This is a genomic window from Tsukamurella serpentis (assembly GCF_054780975.1).
The window spans coordinates 289,999-305,043 of sequence record NZ_BAAGVH010000002.1; the positions used below are offsets into that span (position 1 = coordinate 289,999).

Annotated in this window: 14 protein-coding genes and 3 tRNA genes; 5 read left to right on the plus strand and 12 right to left on the minus strand. The window is 69.1% G+C overall.

Going from position 1 to position 15,045, the window contains the following annotated elements; translation table 11 throughout:
- Window positions 1-3 precede the first annotated feature (3 nt).
- Window positions 4-582: a DUF3515 domain-containing protein gene (locus ACYVHG_RS03790; RefSeq protein ID WP_461166097.1), complete on the plus strand. Its 579-nt coding sequence runs from the start codon at window positions 4-6 to the stop codon at window positions 580-582.
- Window positions 583-606: 24 nt separating this feature from the next.
- Here ACYVHG_RS03790 and ACYVHG_RS03795 read toward each other — a convergent pair whose 3' ends face one another.
- Together ACYVHG_RS03795 and ACYVHG_RS03800 are read right to left on the minus strand one after the other, a co-directional pair.
- A complete protein-coding gene (locus ACYVHG_RS03795) occupies window positions 607-1,701 on the minus strand; it encodes a D-alanine--D-alanine ligase family protein (protein WP_461166098.1) in 1,095 nt (364 codons plus the stop codon).
- Between the two features lie 46 nt (window positions 1,702-1,747).
- Window positions 1,748-2,776: an NAD(P)H-dependent glycerol-3-phosphate dehydrogenase gene (locus tag ACYVHG_RS03800; protein ID WP_461166099.1), complete on the minus strand. Its 1,029-nt coding sequence runs from the start codon at window positions 2,774-2,776 to the stop codon at window positions 1,748-1,750.
- A 115-nt stretch (window positions 2,777-2,891) separates the two neighbouring features.
- On the opposite strand from ACYVHG_RS03800, the gene cofC reads away from it, so the two are divergent.
- From cofC to ACYVHG_RS03815, 3 genes are read left to right on the plus strand one after another with little or no spacing between them, the layout of a single operon-like run.
- Window positions 2,892-3,593: a 2-phospho-L-lactate guanylyltransferase gene (gene cofC, locus ACYVHG_RS03805; protein ID WP_461166100.1), complete on the plus strand. Its 702-nt coding sequence runs from the start codon at window positions 2,892-2,894 to the stop codon at window positions 3,591-3,593.
- Complete coding sequence (locus ACYVHG_RS03810; RefSeq protein ID WP_461166101.1) at window positions 3,572-5,725, plus strand: RNA degradosome polyphosphate kinase; 2,154 nt, start codon at window positions 3,572-3,574, stop codon at window positions 5,723-5,725. Before cofC ends, ACYVHG_RS03810 begins: the two co-directional genes overlap by 22 nt.
- On the plus strand, window positions 5,722-6,663 hold the full coding sequence (locus ACYVHG_RS03815; protein WP_461166102.1) for an NUDIX hydrolase: 942 nt from the start codon (window positions 5,722-5,724) through the stop codon (window positions 6,661-6,663). The genes ACYVHG_RS03810 and ACYVHG_RS03815 overlap by 4 nt, the downstream gene beginning before the upstream one ends.
- Window positions 6,664-6,690: 27 nt before the next feature.
- Here ACYVHG_RS03815 and ACYVHG_RS03820 read toward each other — a convergent pair whose 3' ends face one another.
- From ACYVHG_RS03820 to leuC, 3 genes are all read right to left on the minus strand, one after another.
- Complete coding sequence (locus tag ACYVHG_RS03820) at window positions 6,691-7,467, minus strand: HU family DNA-binding protein (RefSeq protein ID WP_461166103.1); 777 nt, start codon at window positions 7,465-7,467, stop codon at window positions 6,691-6,693.
- Between the two features lie 169 nt (window positions 7,468-7,636).
- Window positions 7,637-8,224: a 3-isopropylmalate dehydratase small subunit gene (gene leuD, locus ACYVHG_RS03825; RefSeq protein WP_461166104.1), complete on the minus strand. Its 588-nt coding sequence runs from the start codon at window positions 8,222-8,224 to the stop codon at window positions 7,637-7,639.
- Between the two features lie 18 nt (window positions 8,225-8,242).
- Window positions 8,243-9,676, minus strand: a complete 1,434-nt coding sequence (gene leuC, locus ACYVHG_RS03830; RefSeq protein WP_461166912.1) for a 3-isopropylmalate dehydratase large subunit — start codon at window positions 9,674-9,676, stop codon at window positions 8,243-8,245.
- A gap of 100 nt (window positions 9,677-9,776) precedes the next feature.
- On the opposite strand from leuC, the gene ACYVHG_RS03835 reads away from it, so the two are divergent.
- Complete coding sequence (locus ACYVHG_RS03835) at window positions 9,777-10,505, plus strand: IclR family transcriptional regulator (RefSeq protein ID WP_461166105.1); 729 nt, start codon at window positions 9,777-9,779, stop codon at window positions 10,503-10,505.
- 47 nt (window positions 10,506-10,552) lie between these two features.
- Here ACYVHG_RS03835 and ACYVHG_RS03840 read toward each other — a convergent pair whose 3' ends face one another.
- The 7 genes from ACYVHG_RS03840 to ACYVHG_RS03870 all read right to left on the minus strand — a co-directional run bounded on the left by ACYVHG_RS03840 (window position 10,553) and on the right by ACYVHG_RS03870 (window position 15,031).
- Complete coding sequence (locus tag ACYVHG_RS03840) at window positions 10,553-10,909, minus strand: MarR family transcriptional regulator (protein ID WP_461166106.1); 357 nt, start codon at window positions 10,907-10,909, stop codon at window positions 10,553-10,555.
- Window positions 10,910-11,046: 137 nt separating this feature from the next.
- A tRNA-Glu gene (locus ACYVHG_RS03845) sits at window positions 11,047-11,122 on the minus strand.
- A gap of 69 nt (window positions 11,123-11,191) precedes the next feature.
- Window positions 11,192-11,264, minus strand: a tRNA-Glu gene (locus tag ACYVHG_RS03850).
- A 39-nt stretch (window positions 11,265-11,303) separates the two neighbouring features.
- Window positions 11,304-11,375, minus strand: a tRNA-Gln gene (locus tag ACYVHG_RS03855).
- Window positions 11,376-11,460: 85 nt separating this feature from the next.
- Window positions 11,461-13,023: a glutamate--tRNA ligase gene (gene gltX / locus ACYVHG_RS03860; RefSeq protein ID WP_461166107.1), complete on the minus strand. Its 1,563-nt coding sequence runs from the start codon at window positions 13,021-13,023 to the stop codon at window positions 11,461-11,463.
- Window positions 13,016-14,059 (minus strand): Gfo/Idh/MocA family protein, encoded by a 1,044-nt coding sequence (locus ACYVHG_RS03865; protein WP_461166108.1) that lies wholly within the window; start codon window positions 14,057-14,059, stop codon window positions 13,016-13,018. Before ACYVHG_RS03865 ends, gltX begins: the two co-directional genes overlap by 8 nt.
- 27 nt (window positions 14,060-14,086) lie before the next feature.
- Window positions 14,087-15,031 carry a sugar phosphate isomerase/epimerase family protein gene (locus ACYVHG_RS03870; RefSeq protein ID WP_461166109.1) on the minus strand — a complete coding sequence of 315 codons (945 nt, stop codon included), beginning with the start codon at window positions 15,029-15,031 and terminating at the stop codon, window positions 14,087-14,089.
- Window positions 15,032-15,045: the final 14 nt, after the last annotated feature.

The following is a 15,045-nucleotide window of genomic DNA, read 5'->3' on the forward strand; positions in this document are numbered from 1 at the left end:
GACGTGACCGACGCAGACGAGAACCCGTCCCCGCAGCGCAACCCGCGCCGTAGCCCCGCATTCCTGGCCACCGCGGTGGCACTGCCGGTGGCGGTCGTGGCCTGCTTCATCGCCTTCGTGGTCCTGGCGCAGCAGCGGCAGGACGATGCACGTGCCACCGCGGAGGCGGGACACCTGCGCTCGATCGCAGCACCGTCGTCGAACGACCCGGCGTGCGGGACACTGCTGCGCACCCTGCCCGCGGATCTCGGCGCGTTCCGCCGCGACGGCACCACCGACCCGGCGGGTTTCGCCCGGTGGACCCGGGAGAAGTCGGGCGCGGTGGAGGTGCGCTGCGGCACCGAGCGTCCCGCGGAACTCACCCCGACGGCGAAACTGCAGGTGGTCAACGGGGTCCAGTGGCTCGAGGCCACTCCGCCCGGAGCCCCGGCGCCGGACGGCGGTAGCTACTGGGCGGCGGTCGACCACCGGCCGTACGTGGTGGTGTGGGTGCCCGACGGCGGTGGGGCGACGGCCCTGCAGGTGACGTCCGATGCGATCAAGGCGCACCTGCAGCCGGCATCGCTGGATCTGGGCCGCTGACGGTTCGGGGTGCGCGGGCCCGGATCAGCGCAGGCCGGTGCCGCGGGCGATCGCGGTCTCGATGAGCAGCGTCAGCAGGTCCGCGTAGGCGACGCCGGATTCGGCCCACATCCGCGGGTACATCGAGGTGGAGGTGAACCCGGGCATGGTGTTGACCTCGTTGATCACCGGCCCCTCGGCGGTCTGGAAGAAGTCCACGCGGGCCAGGCCCTGGCAGTCGAAGGCGTGGAAGGCGCGCACCGCCAGCTCACCGATCGCGGCGGCCTGTTCGGCCGGTAGGTCGGCCGGGACGGTGTACTGCGCCCGATCATCGAGGTACTTGGTCTCGAAGTCGTAGAACGAGTGCTCGGCGTCGGCCGCCATCTCGATCTCGGCGATCGCCGATGCTGCGACGGTGCCGTCCGGCCGTTCGAGCACCCCGATCTCCACCTCTCGGCCGATCACGGCGGCTTCGACGATCACCTTCGGATCCCACTGCCGCGCCGCGGCGATCGCCCCGGGCAGGTCCACGAGGTCGGTGACGCGGGTGATGCCGATCGAGGAACCGCCGCGGGCCGGCTTGACGAACAGCGGTAGCCCCAGACGGTGCAGTACCTCGACCGGGACCTCGGTGTCACGCTGACGCAGGACGTGGAAATCACCGACCGGCAGCCCCTCCGCCATGAGCAGCTTCTTCGCGAACTCCTTGTCCATACCGGCGGCGGAGGCGAGGACCCCCGCTCCGACGTAGGGCACGCCGACCATCTCCAACAGCCCCTGCAGGGTGCCGTCCTCACCGTACGGGCCGTGCAGCACGGGGAAGACCACGTCGACGCCACCGAGGACTCGGCCCGCCGCCTCGGCGTCCACCGCGACCAGTTCGGCGCCGGACGCGCCGGGGAGGATGGTCAGGTCGGTGGGGCCCTCGGGGACGCTCGGCAGGGCCCGCTCGGCGAACTTCAGTGCCTTGGAGTCACCGTCGGAGCTGACCCAGGCACCGTTCTTGGTGATCCCCACCGGGACCACCTCGTACCGCTGCGGATCGAGGTTCTCGAGGATGGCTCCGGCCGATACGCAGGAGACCGCATGCTCACTGCTGCGCCCGCCGAACACCACTGCCACCCTGATTCGCTCCGTCACGGTCGCCCACCTTACGTGGCCGCCCCTGCCGGAGCCACAGGGTTGCTCACGCGTCGCGCGGACGCCATTCTCCGCCGACATCCCGATTGAGCAGATCGTCCATCGCCCGCGGGACCGGGACGCCGTCGTAGCAGACGGCGCGAACCGCCTCGGTGAGCGGCATTTCCACGCCCACGCGGCGGGCCAGGTCGGCGATCGAGATGCACGACTTCGCCCCCTCGGCGACCTGACCGTGCGCAGCCTCCTGTGCCTGTTCGACACTCATCCCGCGTCCCAGCCGCGCCCCGAAGCTGAAGTTGCGGGACTGCGGAGAACTGCAGGTGGCCACCAGGTCACCCACTCCGGCCAGGCCCGCGAGGGTCAGCGGCTGCGCGCCGAGTGCCGTCCCCAGCCGCAGGGTCTCCGCCAGTCCGCGGGTGATGATCGCCGCCCGGGAGTTCTCCCCGAGGTTGATTCCCGAGGCGATACCGCAGACCAGGGCGATCACGTTCTTGGTGGCGCCGCCGATCTCACATCCCACGACGTCGCCGCTGGTGTACGGACGGAAGTAGTCGGTGCGCAGCAGGTACTGGGTGTGTTCGGCGCGAGCGGTGTTGTCGGAGGCGATCACCGCGAGGGTGGGCTGGCGCTTGGCGATCTCCTGGGCGAAGTTCGGACCGGTGAGCACCGCCAGGCGGTCCCGGTCGATCCCCGCGGCATCGACGACGACCTCGCTCATCCGCGCCAGTGTCCCGATCTCGATGCCCTTCGCCAGGTTCACCACCGTGATCTCCGGCGGGATGAGCGTGCCCCAGTCCCGCAGGTTGGCGCGCAGCGTCTGTGAGGGAACCGCGAGCACGACCAATCCGGCCCCGTGCATCGCCTCCTCCGGATCGCCGGTGGCGCTCAAGTTCTCCGGCAGGACCGCCCCGGGCAGGTACTGCTCGTTGATCCGGGTGGCGTTGATCCGGTCGGCCAGTTCCGGGCGGCGGCACCACAGCCGGACCCGGTGCGGCTCGGGCCGGGCCGCATCGGCGAAGACCTTGGCCATGGCGGTACCGAACGATCCCGCGCCCATCACTGCAACGTCGACCATTTCCGGTCCCACTCCTCGCGTTCCGCTCGCACCCGGCCACTGTCCGGGCCCGAGGGTTGAGCCTATCGCCCGCCCAGGGGCGGCACGCGGGGTTCCACCCGCCTAGATTGGTCACATGACCGCACCGCGCGGCGCGTACGCGTCCTCCGTCGTGGTGGTGACCGCAGTGAAGCCGCTCGAAGCGGCGAAGTCCCGGTTCGCCGCCGGCAGTGCGCGGCTGCGCGAGAAGCTGATCCCCGCGCTGGTGTTGGCGATGTTCCGGGACACTCTCACCGCTGCGCTCGCGGCACGGAGCGTGGCCGCGGTGTTCGTGGTCTCGTCGGATCCTCAAGTGCTGGCCGCGGCGGCGGCGCACGGGGCGCAGGCGGTTCCCGAGGTGGCACCACGCGGGCTGAACGCGGCGCTCGAAGACGGTGCCCGGATCGCCGCGCAGACGGTTCCGGACCACAGCGGAGTCCTCGCCCTGCAGGCCGATCTACCCGCGCTCACAGCGGACGAGTTGGACGCCTTCCTCGATGCGACGGTGCTGCGCCGCGGCTACGTCCCGGACCGGGCCGACGTGGGGACCGCCGCGCTGTTCACACCGGCCGGTACCGCACTGGATCCGCAGTTCGGCCCGGGATCGGCGGCGGCGCACCGCGCCGGTGGCGCACTGGCTCATCCCGGGCCGTGGCCGGGGCTGCGCACCGATGTGGACACCCCGGCCGATCTGGCCGCCGCTCCCCCGCTGGGTGCGCACACCCGCGCGGTGCTCACCGCAACCGATTCCGGCTACCCGTCGAACTCCTACGCCGGATGCGCCAGAATGAAGCGGTGACGACACCGCCTTCGACACCGACCGAGCAGCAGACCGCGATTCCCTCAGCGCCTCCCGCCGCGCCGTCGGAGGCACCGAGTGATCTGCCGGACAACCGCTACCTCAACCGTGAACTGAGTTGGCTGGACTTCAACGCCCGAGTGTTGGCGATGGCCGAGGACGCGTCCCTGCCGCTGCTCGAACGCGCGAAGTTCCTCGCGATCTTCGCCTCCAATCTGGATGAGTTCTTCATGGTGCGGGTAGCCGGCCTCAAACGCCGGGATCAGATGGGGCTGTCGGTCCGTTCCGCGGACGGACTGACCCCGCGCGAACAGCTGCGGGTGATCGCCAAGCGCACCCAGGAGCTCTCCCGCAAGCACGCACTGGTGTTCAGCGACGCGGTACGCCCGGAGTTGGCGGAACAGGGCGTGTCGGTACTGCGCTGGAACGATCTCACCGCCGATGAGCGCTCCCGGCTGACCGAGTTCTTCCACACCCAGGTGTTCCCGGTCCTGACCCCGCTGGCGGTCGATCCGGCGCATCCGTTCCCGTACATCAGCGGCCTGTCGCTGAACCTGGCGGTGGCGGTGCACGACGCCGAGACCGGCGGTGAGCATTTCGCGCGCGTGAAGGTGCCGGACAACGTCGACCGCTTCGTCACGGTCCGGTCCGAGCGGATGGACCACGCGGTGCTGCCGATGGAGGACCTGATCTCCGCGCACCTGGACGTGTTGTTCCCCGGGATGAAGGTGGCCGAGCACCACGTGTTCCGGATCACCCGGAACGCCGATTTCGAGGTGGAGGAGGACCGCGACGAGGATCTGCTGCAGGCGCTCGAACGTGAACTCGCCCGGCGCCGATTCGGCTCCCCGGTGCGGCTCGAGGTCGCCGAGGACATGTCCGAGCACATGCTGGAGCTCCTGCTGCGTGAGATGGACGTCGACCCGGCCGATGTGATCACCGTTCCCGGGCTGCTGGACCTGAACTGCATGTTCGAGCTGTACGGAGCGGACCGACCGGACCTGAAGGAGAAGCCCTTCGTCCCGGTGACGCACCCGGCGTTCGGTGAGCGGGAGACCCCCAAGAGCGTGTTCTCCACGCTGCGTGAGGGTGATGTCCTGGTGCACCATCCGTACGACTCGTTCTCGACCAGCGTGCAGCGATTCATCGAGCAGGCGGCGAACGACCCGCAGGTGCTCGCGATCAAGCAGACCCTGTACCGCACGTCCGGCGACTCGCCCATCGTGGACGCTCTGATCGACGCCGCCGAGGCCGGTAAGCAGGTGGTCGCGCTGGTCGAGATCAAGGCCCGATTCGATGAGCAGGCCAACATCAAGTGGGCCCGCAAGCTGGAGCAGGCCGGTGTACACGTGGTGTACGGACTGGTCGGACTCAAGACCCACTGCAAGACCTGCCTGGTGGTGCGGCGCGAGGGTTCGACGATCCGCCGGTACTGCCACATCGGCACCGGCAACTACAACCCGAAGACGGCGCGGCTGTACGAGGACGTGGGCCTGTTCACCGCGGATCCGGATCTGGGAGCCGATCTGACCGATCTGTTCAACCGGCTCACGGGCTACTCCCGCAAGGAGGAGTACCGCAACCTGATGGTGGCGCCGCACGGCATCCGTTCGGGCATCGTCGAGCGGATCGAGAACGAGATCGCTCTGCACCGGGCGGGGAAACCCGCGGGCGTGCAGCTCAAGGCGAACGCGGTCGTGGACGAGCAGATCATCGATGCGCTGTACCGGGCCGGCCAGGCCGGTGTCCCGGTGGAGGTGGTTGTCCGCGGTATCTGCGCGCTGCGGCCGGGTATGCCCGGGATCAGCGAGAACATCACGGTGCGATCGATTCTGGGGCAGTTCCTGGAGCACTCGCGGATCCTGCATTTCCGGGGCGCCGACGAGTACTGGATCGGCAGCGCCGACATGATGCACCGCAACCTCGACCGGCGCGTGGAGGTCATGGCGCAGGTCAAGGATCCGCGTCTGAGCCGCCAGCTCAGTGAGATGTTCGAGTCCGCACTGGATCCGGCCACACGCTGCTGGGTTCTCGACGCCGACGGCAATTGGAACGCCTCCCCCGCCCCGGGCGAGAACGTCCGCGATCACCAGCGCGAGCTCATGCGCTCGCATCGCGCGAGCCAGCGGTGAGCGCGGCCGAGCCCGTCGTCCGCGCGGCCGGCGGAGTGCTCTGGCGGGAGAGCGCCGACGGCCCGGAAGTGGCTGTGGTGCACCGACCCCGCTACGACGACTGGTCACTGCCCAAGGGACACGTGGAGCCGGATGAGCATCCGGTCGTCGGCGGTCTTCGGGAGGTGGTCGAGGAGACCGGTTTCCGCGCCCGGTTCGTCCGGGAGATCGGCGACATCAGTTACCCGGTGCCGCGGCGCCGCAAGCACGGACCCGGCGGTGCGAGCGTCACCAAGGCGGTCTCGTACTGGTCGGCGCTGGCGCTCGGCGGAAGGTTCGTGCCCAACGAGGAGACCGACGAACTCCGCTGGCTCCCGGTCCGTGAGGCCTCCGCACTGCTGACCTACCCGATGGACGAGCAGGTGCTCGGATGGTTCGGCTCCCAGCCGCGTTCGGCCTCGACGATGGTGATCGTGCGTCACGCCAAGGCCGGCCGGAAACAGGGCTACCAGGGCGACGATCAGGCGCGTCCGCTGGACAGCAACGGCCGGGCACAGGCGGAGGCGCTGGTGGATCTGCTCGGCACCTTCGCACCGGGCGAACTGCTGTCGGCCCCGCCGGTGCGGTGCACACAGACTCTGGAGCCCTTCTCGGCGGAGTCCGGGCTGCCGATCACTGAGGAGCCGACGATGTCCGAGGCGGCGTACGCCCGCGACCCCGAGGCGGCACACCGGCGGATCCGTGAGATCGCGGTGCGCGGTGAGGAATCGGGAACGGTCCCGGTGGTGTGCAGCCAGGGCGGGGTGATCCCGGATCTGACGGCGTGGTGGGCGAAAGCGGACGACGTCACGCTGCCCGAGGCCCGTAACCGCAAGGCCAGCGCCTGGGTGCTCACCACCAGCGGTGGCCGGCTCCTGACCATGGACCACATCGACAGCCCGCTGCCCCTGAAACGCTGAGCGTTCCAGGGGCAGCGGCGGTCGGTTCTACTTCTTCGCGGCCTTCTTCGCGGGCGCCTTCTTGGCAGCAGCCTTGGTCGCGGTCTTGGCCGGTGCCTTCTTCGCAGCAGCCTTCGTGGCGGTCTTGGCCGGTGCCTTCTTCGCAGCAGCCTTCGTGGCGGTCTTGGCCGGTGCCTTCTTCGCAGCAGCCTTCGTGGCGGTCTTCGCCGGCGCCTTCTTCGCAGCAGCCTTCGTGGCGGTCTTGGCCGGTGCCTTCTTCGCAGCAGCCTTGGTCGCGGTCTTGGCCGGTGCCTTCTTCGCAGCAGCCTTGGTCGCGGTCTTGGCCGGCGCCTTCTTCGCAGCAGCCTTCGTGGCGGTCTTCGCCGGCGCCTTCTTCGCAGCAGCCTTGGTCGCGGTCTTCGCCGGTGCCTTCTTCGCAGCAGCCTTCGTGGCGGTCTTCGCCGGCGCCTTCTTGGCGGCAGCCTTCTTCGCCGGCGCCGCGGTAGCGGAGCTACGGCGCACCGCAGGGCCCGAAGCGGGGAGCTTCGCCGAACCGGAGATCACGGCCTTGAACTGTGCGCCGGGGCGGAACGCGGGAACGGAGGTGGGCTTGACCTTCACCGTCTCACCGGTGCGCGGGTTGCGGGCGACGCGGGCCGCGCGCTTGCGCTGCTCGAAGACGCCGAAGCCGGTGATGGTGACGGACTCCCCCGCGTGCACGGCGCGCACGATCGTGTCGACGATCGCCTCGACGGCGGCGCCGGCGGTCCGGCGATCGGTGCCCAGCTTCTCGGTGAGCTCCTCGATCAGTTCTGCCTTGTTCATGAGCACATATCCTCTGCAGTTCGGTGGCTCACCGCTGAGCCAACTAGGGACACCGTAAACGCAGAGTTGCATTCGATCCAAGAGCCACGCCAGGTTTGATCGAAGATGTCGCGGAATCCGAAGTGGCGGCACCGGTTCGATCCGGCGCCGCCATTGCGGCGGTGAGAACTCAGATTGTCACGGGTTTGTATGCGGGCCTACGGTTTTCGAACTCCGTGATCGCATCACCCTGCTGCAGAGTCATTCCGATGTCGTCCAGACCCGCCATCAGGCGGTGCCGGACCGGATCGTCGATAGTGAAGGGAACGACCAGATCCCCTGCGGTCACCGTCCGGCTCTCCAGGTCGACGGTGATCTCCAACCCGGGCTCGTTCTCCAGGGCCTTCCACAGCAGTTCGACGTTCTCCTGCTCGACCAGCGCGGCGACCAGACCCGCTTTGCCCGAATTCCCGCGGAAGATGTCGGCGAACCGGGACGAGATGACCACGCGGAAGCCGTAGTCCATCAGCGCCCAGACCGCGTGCTCGCGTGAGCTGCCGGTTCCGAAGTCCGGACCGGCCACCAGGACCGAGCCGCGGTCGTACGGTGCGGTGTTGAGGATGAACTCCGGGTCGGCGCGCCATCCCGAGAACAGTCCGTCCTCGAATCCGGTGCGGGTGACCCGCTTGAGGTACACGGCGGGGATGATCTGATCGGTGTCGACGTTGGTCCGGCGCAGCGGTACGCCGATGCCGGTGTGGGTGACGATGGCTTCCATCTCGGTTCTCCTTCGGGATCAGGCGTCGGCGACGGGGGCCAGGTCGGACGGGGCGGACAGGGTGCCGCGCACAGCCGTCGCCGCGGCGACCGCCGGCGAGACCAAATGGGTGCGACCGCCCTTGCCCTGTCGGCCCTCGAAGTTGCGGTTCGAGGTGGACGCGGACCGCTCACCGGGGGCGAGCTGATCGGGATTCATACCCAGGCACATCGAGCACCCGGCCTGGCGCCACTCGGCCCCGGCGTCGACGAAGACCTGCCCGAGCCCCTCCGCCTCGGCCTGCGCGCGGACTCGCATCGAGCCGGGCACCACCAGCATCCGGACACCATCGGCGATGGTGCGGCCACGCAGCACATCGGCGACCGCGCGCAGATCCTCGATCCGGCCGTTCGTGCAGGAGCCGACGAAGACGGTGTCCACGGCGATCTCGCGCAGCGGGGTTCCCGCTTCCAGGCCCATGTACTGCAGGGCCTTCGCCGCGGTCTCCTTCTCACCGTCGGAGCCGAAGGATCCCGGGTCCGGAACGGCGGATCCGAGCGGGGCACCCTGCCCCGGGTTAGTACCCCAGGTGACGAACGGGGTCAGCGCGCTGCCGTCGATGTCGACCTCGGCGTCGAAGGTGGCACCCTCGTCGGTGCGCAGCGCGTCCCAGGCCTGCACGGCGGCATCCCATTCGGCGCCCTGGGGAGCGTGCTCTCGGCCCCGCAGGTAGTCGTAGGTGATCGCGTCCGGAGCGATCATGCCCGCACGCGCTCCGGCTTCGATGGACATGTTGCAGATGGTCATCCGGGCTTCCATCGACAGCTTCTCGATGGCGCTGCCGCGGTACTCCAGGACGTAGCCCTGGCCGCCGCCGGTGCCGATCTCGGCGATGATCGCCAGGATCAGGTCCTTGGCGGTCACGCCGGGCGCAAGCTCCCCGGAGACGTTGATGGCCATCGTCTTGAAGGGCTTGAGCGGCAGCGTCTGCGTGGCCAGAACGTGCTCGACCTCGGAGGTGCCGATGCCCATGGCGATCGCGCCGAAGGCTCCGTGGGTGGAGGTGTGGCTGTCGCCGCAGACCACCGTCATTCCGGGCTGAGTCAGCCCCAGCTGCGGTCCCATCACGTGGACGATGCCCTGTTCGCCGTCCCCCATCGAGTGCAGGCGTACGCCGAACTCGGCGCAGTTGCGGCGCAGGGTCTCCACCTGAGTGCGCGAGACCTCGTCGGCGATCGGCCAGGCGAGGGTGTCGGTGGGGACGTTGTGATCCTCGGTGGCGATCGTGAGATCGGGGCGGCGCACCGGCCTGCCGTTGATCCGCAGTCCGTCGAAGGCCTGCGGACTGGTGACCTCGTGCACGAGGTGGAGGTCGATGTAGATGAGATCGGGTTCGCGCGAGGCGCCCTCGCCCTCCCCCTTGACGACGACGTGCTGCTCCCAGACCTTCTCGGCCATCGTGCGTGGCTGCATCTGTTCCATCTGTCCTTCGGACCTCTCCTGCGCGAGGCTTCCGCGGGTGGATGCGGGCTGAGCGTTGAAATCCCACCATACGAGAGCCTAGTATCGAACTATGGGACAGGATAGCGCACCTGCGCACGCCACCGAAAGCCTCACCCCCACCCCCGTGAGCGGCATCGGCGTACTGGACAAGTCGATCGCGGTACTGCGCGCCGTGGCGTCCGAACCGGCCAGCCTCGCCGACCTGTGCAGCCGCACCGGCCTGCCCCGCGCGACCGCGCACCGGCTCGCGGTGGGACTGGAGGTGCACGGGCTGCTCAGCCGTGACGGCGATGGACTGTGGCGCCCCGGCTCGGCGCTGCGCGAACTGGCCGCGAGCACGGCCGACGCACTCGCGGACACCGCAGCGCTGGTGCTCCCTCGACTGCGGGAGATCACCGGGGAGTCGGTCCAATTGTACCGCCGCGAGGGGGATCACCGGGTGTGCGTGGCCGCCGCCGAACCACCGTCCGGCCTGCGCGACACCGTCCCGGTGGGCACCCGGCTGTCGATGACCGCCGGCTCGGGAGCGAAGGTGCTGGCGGCCTGGTCGGATCCGCACGGCGATTCGCCGTTCGGCGAGCGCGCACTGGCCGAGGTCCGCAAGCGCGGCTGGGCGCAGAGCGCGGGTGAACGCGAGGCGGGGGTGGCGAGCGTATCGGCGCCGGTACGCAATCCGCGCGGTGAGGTGATCGCGGCGATCTCGGTATCCGGGCCGATCGACCGGATGGGACGGCGACCCGGTGCGCGGTGGGCCGCGGACCTGATGCAGGCGTCCGAAGCACTCGGCCGCCGGCTCTGACTCGGTCGCGCCGGACCAGCCGACCACGGAACCGGCCGGGACACCGGTCAGGCCAACCGGGCGATCAGTGTCTCCCACACCTGAGCGCCGGTGTCCGACATGGTCAGTAGTGTGCTGCGCCGGTCCGACGGCGCCGGCCGCCGGTACGCGAGTTCACGCTCGACCAGCCGGTCGACCAGCCTGGTGGTCGAAGATGGAGTGGTTCCGGTGCGGGCGGCGATCTCGCCGACGGTCGCCCCCTCGCCCTCCGCGAGCAGGCGCAGCGCCCGGAAGTGTTCCACGGTGAGCTCGAGTTCCGCGAGCGCCGGGACGAGCACCGTCATCACCAGATCGTCCGCCTCGCAGACCGCGTCGTAGACGGTGCGCTCCGGCCGCGCCGGAGCGTGCGGGAATTGATCATCCATGTCCATGCCCCGATTCCCGGCAGCAGCCGCATTCGGTGGTCATCGCACTACGGGCACACTGTAACGCCAACCGCGCGCGACCGAGCAGGATGCGAATACGAGAAAGGCCCGAATCGGACGATCCGGGCCTTGCTGCTTGGTACCCCCGATGGGATTCGAACCCACGCTACCGCCGTGAGAGGGCGGCGTCCTAGGCCGCTAGACGACGGGGGCTAGAACATTCTCGCCGAGCCGACGAAGCGACCCTGCGATCCGATGAAGATAGCACATCTGCACCGAAAGTACCCCCGATGGGATTCGAACCCACGCTACCGCCGTGAGAGGGCGGCGTCCTAGGCCGCTAGACGACGGGGGCTAGGACTACGCCCTCCGACGTGCGGAGAGCGTTGTCACGCTGGCCTACCAGGACTCGAACCTAGAATGGCTGAACCAGAATCAGCTGTGTTGCCAATTACACCATAGGCCAATGACTCGTCCCGAGACCGTCTCCGACCTCGTTTTGAGCCGCGATCCAGCTTACCCAGCAGCACTGGGAACACCAAATCGCCTGGTCATCCCCTACTGGTTGCACCACCGTCGACCGGGACCACGGCGCGGGCCGCTGTCAGCCGCCCCAGGGTGCGCTCGCGGCCGAGCAGTTCCAGCGACTCGAACAGCGGCGGGCTGATGTGCGAGCCGCTGACCGCCACCCGGATCGGCGCGTAGGCCTTGCGCGGCTTGAGTTCGAGGTCATCGATCAGTGCGGCCTTGAGCGCTGTCTCGATCGCCGCGGCGGTCCACTCGGTGGCGCCGGACAGTGCCTCGACCGCGGCGTCGAGGACCGGCCCCGCGTCGGCCTTGATGTTCTTGGCGGCAGCGGCCTCGTCCACCACGAACTCGGCCTCGTCGACGTAGAGGAACTTCAGCAGGTCCCAGGCATCGGAGAGCACCACGATGCGGGTCTGCACCAGATCCGCCGCCTCCGCGAAGGCGGCCTGGTCCGGCTTCCCCAGTCGGGCGGCGTCGACGAAGCCGCGCTCGATGAGGAAGGCGTGCAGTCGCGCCCGGAAGTCCTCCGGGGCGAGCAGGCGGATGTGCTCGGCGTTGATCGCGTCGGCCTTCTTCTGGTCGAAACGGGCCGGGTTGGAATTGACCCGGTGCACGTCGAACGCCGCGATCATCTCATCCAGGCCGAAGACGTCGTTGTCCGGTGAGATGCCCCAGCCGAGCAGCGCCAGGTAGTTGAGCAGTCCCTCGGGGAGGAAGCCTCGATCACGGTGGTGGAAGAGGTTCGATTCGGGGTCGCGCTTGGAGAGCTTCTTGTTGCCCTCCCCCATCACGAAGGGCAGGTGCCCGAACTCGGGCGTGCGCTCGGCGACACCGATCTGCTCGAGCGCCTCGTAGAGTGCGAGCTGCCGCGGAGTGGAGCTGAGCAGGTCCTCACCGCGCAGCACGTGCGTGATCTTCATCATCGCATCGTCGACGGGGTTGACCAGGGTGTAGAGCGGGTCGCCGTAGGCACTGCCCGGCGCCGCCGCCCGGGTGAGGGCGAAGTCGGGCACGCTGCCAGCGGCGAACGTGGTCTCACCGCGCACCATGTCGTTCCAGGTGAAGCCGTGATCGGGCATCCGCAGGCGCACCACCGGGGCACGTCCCTCGGCCAGGTACGCCGCCCGCTGCTCCTCGGTGAGGTCGCGGTCGAAGTTGTCGTAGCCCAGCTTCGGGTTCCGGCCGGCCGCGATGTGGCGCGCCTCGACCTCCTCGGGAGTGGAGAAGGCCTCGTACGCGAAACCGCCCTCGACCAGGCGCCGCACCACGTCCAGGTGGAGTTCCTTGCGCTCGGACTGGCGGTACGGGCCGTACGGGCCGCCGACCTCGGGCCCCTCGTCCCAATCCAGGCCGAGCCACCGCAGCGATTCGAGGATCGCGCTGTAGCTCTCCTCGCTGTCGCGGGCGGCGTCGGTGTCCTCGATGCGGAAGACGAAGGTGCCGCCGGTGTGTCGAGCATGGGCGAAGTTGAACAACGCGGTGCGCACCATGCCGACGTGCGGCGTGCCGGTGGGCGACGGGCAGAAGCGCACGCGCACCGGCACGGTCGTGGCGTCGTTCAACGGTGCGGCGGAAGAGTCAGTCACGACGTCCAGGGTAGTCGCCGCGCCCGGCGTAGAAGGTGGGCACGTCGGGGAGTTCCACCGGTACCGGTCCCGTCGTCTCCAGCGCCTTCACTCCGGCGGCACAGCACACCGCCACCTTGTAGCCGTCGAAGGCCGACGGGCCGGCTATCGTCCCCGCCTTCGCCGCATCGACCCAGGCCTGCACCTGGCGGTCGTACGCCTCGCTGAACCGGGTGGTGTAGTCCGCGTGTTCGGCGATCGAGAACCGGCCGTGCTGCCACGCCTGCAGGCCCCCCGGTTCGCCGATCCGAGCGACGCCCTGCTCGAACACGGCCTCCGTCTGGACCTGGTAGCCGAAGCCGGCGGAGACGTTCATCTCGACGTCGACCAGCACCCCGTTGTCGAGCTCGATCAGCACCAGGATCGGTTCGCGCAGGCGCTCCGGGGTGCGCGCATTGCGGCGCGGGTACTTGACCTCGACGGACCGTACGACGGCTCCGGCCAGCCAGGGCACCACATCGAACTCGTGCACCACGGAATCGGTGATGAGCATGGTCTGCCCGTAGCCATCGGACACCGATGGATTGCGGTGCCGGGCGTGCAGCATCATGAGTTCTCCGGCGGACCCGCCCATCACCAGTTTCCGCAGATCCTGATACTCGCGGTCGAACCGCCGCATGAAACCGACCTGGATCAACTGCCTTCCGCCCGCCATCTCGGCCTCCACCACGCGCCAAGAGGACCGCGGATCCTGGGTGAGCGGCTTCTCGCACAGCACCGGCAGACCCACCGCGAGCACCTTCAGCAGCGCCTCCTCGTGGAACTGCCCGGGGGTGGCCACCAGCACCGCGTCCACGACACCCGATTCGAGCGCCGCGTCGAGATCGGCGAAACCGACGGCGCCGGTGCCGAGGTCGAGCGCCGCGGCTCGGCGCGCCGAATCGGGTTCGACGACCGCGGAGACGGTCGCACCGGCGATGGTGGTCGCGATGCGCCGCACGTGGTCGGCGCCCATCATTCCGGCGCCCACCACGGCGACGCGCAGATCGTGGGTCATGTATCGGGCTCCTTGCGGATCGGTCGGTCAGCGGGTGCGGGTGAGCGGGTGGCAGCCGAAGATGTGCTGCCGGGTGCGGGTCGCGATGCCGGCGGGAAGGTCGATGTCGCAGCCCGGCATGTCCTGCTCGACGATCGCGAACAGATCGGGGTTGATCCGCAGGGCCTCCGCGATGACCGGGCCGAAGTCCGGGACGCCGTTCGGCGGCTCCACCATGATCGCCGAGGCGGCGTCGGCGAACGGCGTGTCGTTCTTGAGCACCTCCCAGATCAGCACCGGGTCGATCTGCTTGAGGTGCAGATAGCCGATACGTTCGGGGTGACGCTGCATCAGCGCCACGTTGTCACCGCCGTAGTAGGCGAAATGACCGGTGTCCAGGCACAGGTTCACGTGCCGCGGGTCGGTCTCGGCGAGCAGTCGTTCCACCTCACCGGTCGTACCGACGTGGCTGTCGGCGTGCGAGTGGAACTGCTGCTTGATCCCGAACTCCTCGATCAGGGCCTTCCCCAGCCGGTCGTGGCCCGCGGCGAGCGCCTTCCACTGATCGCCGTCCAGCGTGCGGGATTCGAGAGCCTCACCGGTGAGGTCGGAGCGCCAGAGATCGGGGATCACGACGATGTGCTCGGCGCCCAGGGCGCCCACGAGCGACGCGACATCGCGCACCTGCTGCCAGGCGCGGTCCCACTGATCCGCACCCTTGTGGAAGCCGGTGAAGATGGTGCCTCCGGACAGTTCCAGGTCGCGCTTGTCGAGTTCGTCGCGCAGATGCTCGGGATCGGTGGGGAGATAACCGTAGGGGCCCAGCTCGATGTAGTGATAGCCGGACTGCGCCACCTCGTCGAGGAAGCGCTCCCACGGCGTCTGCCGAGGATGGTCCGGGAACCAGACGCCCCACGAGTCGGGGGCGGTCCCGATGCGCAGGCCCTCGGTGTGGGCGCTGACGGATGCGGTCGGGCGCAAGGTGTCGGTCATGGCGGTGGTCCTTA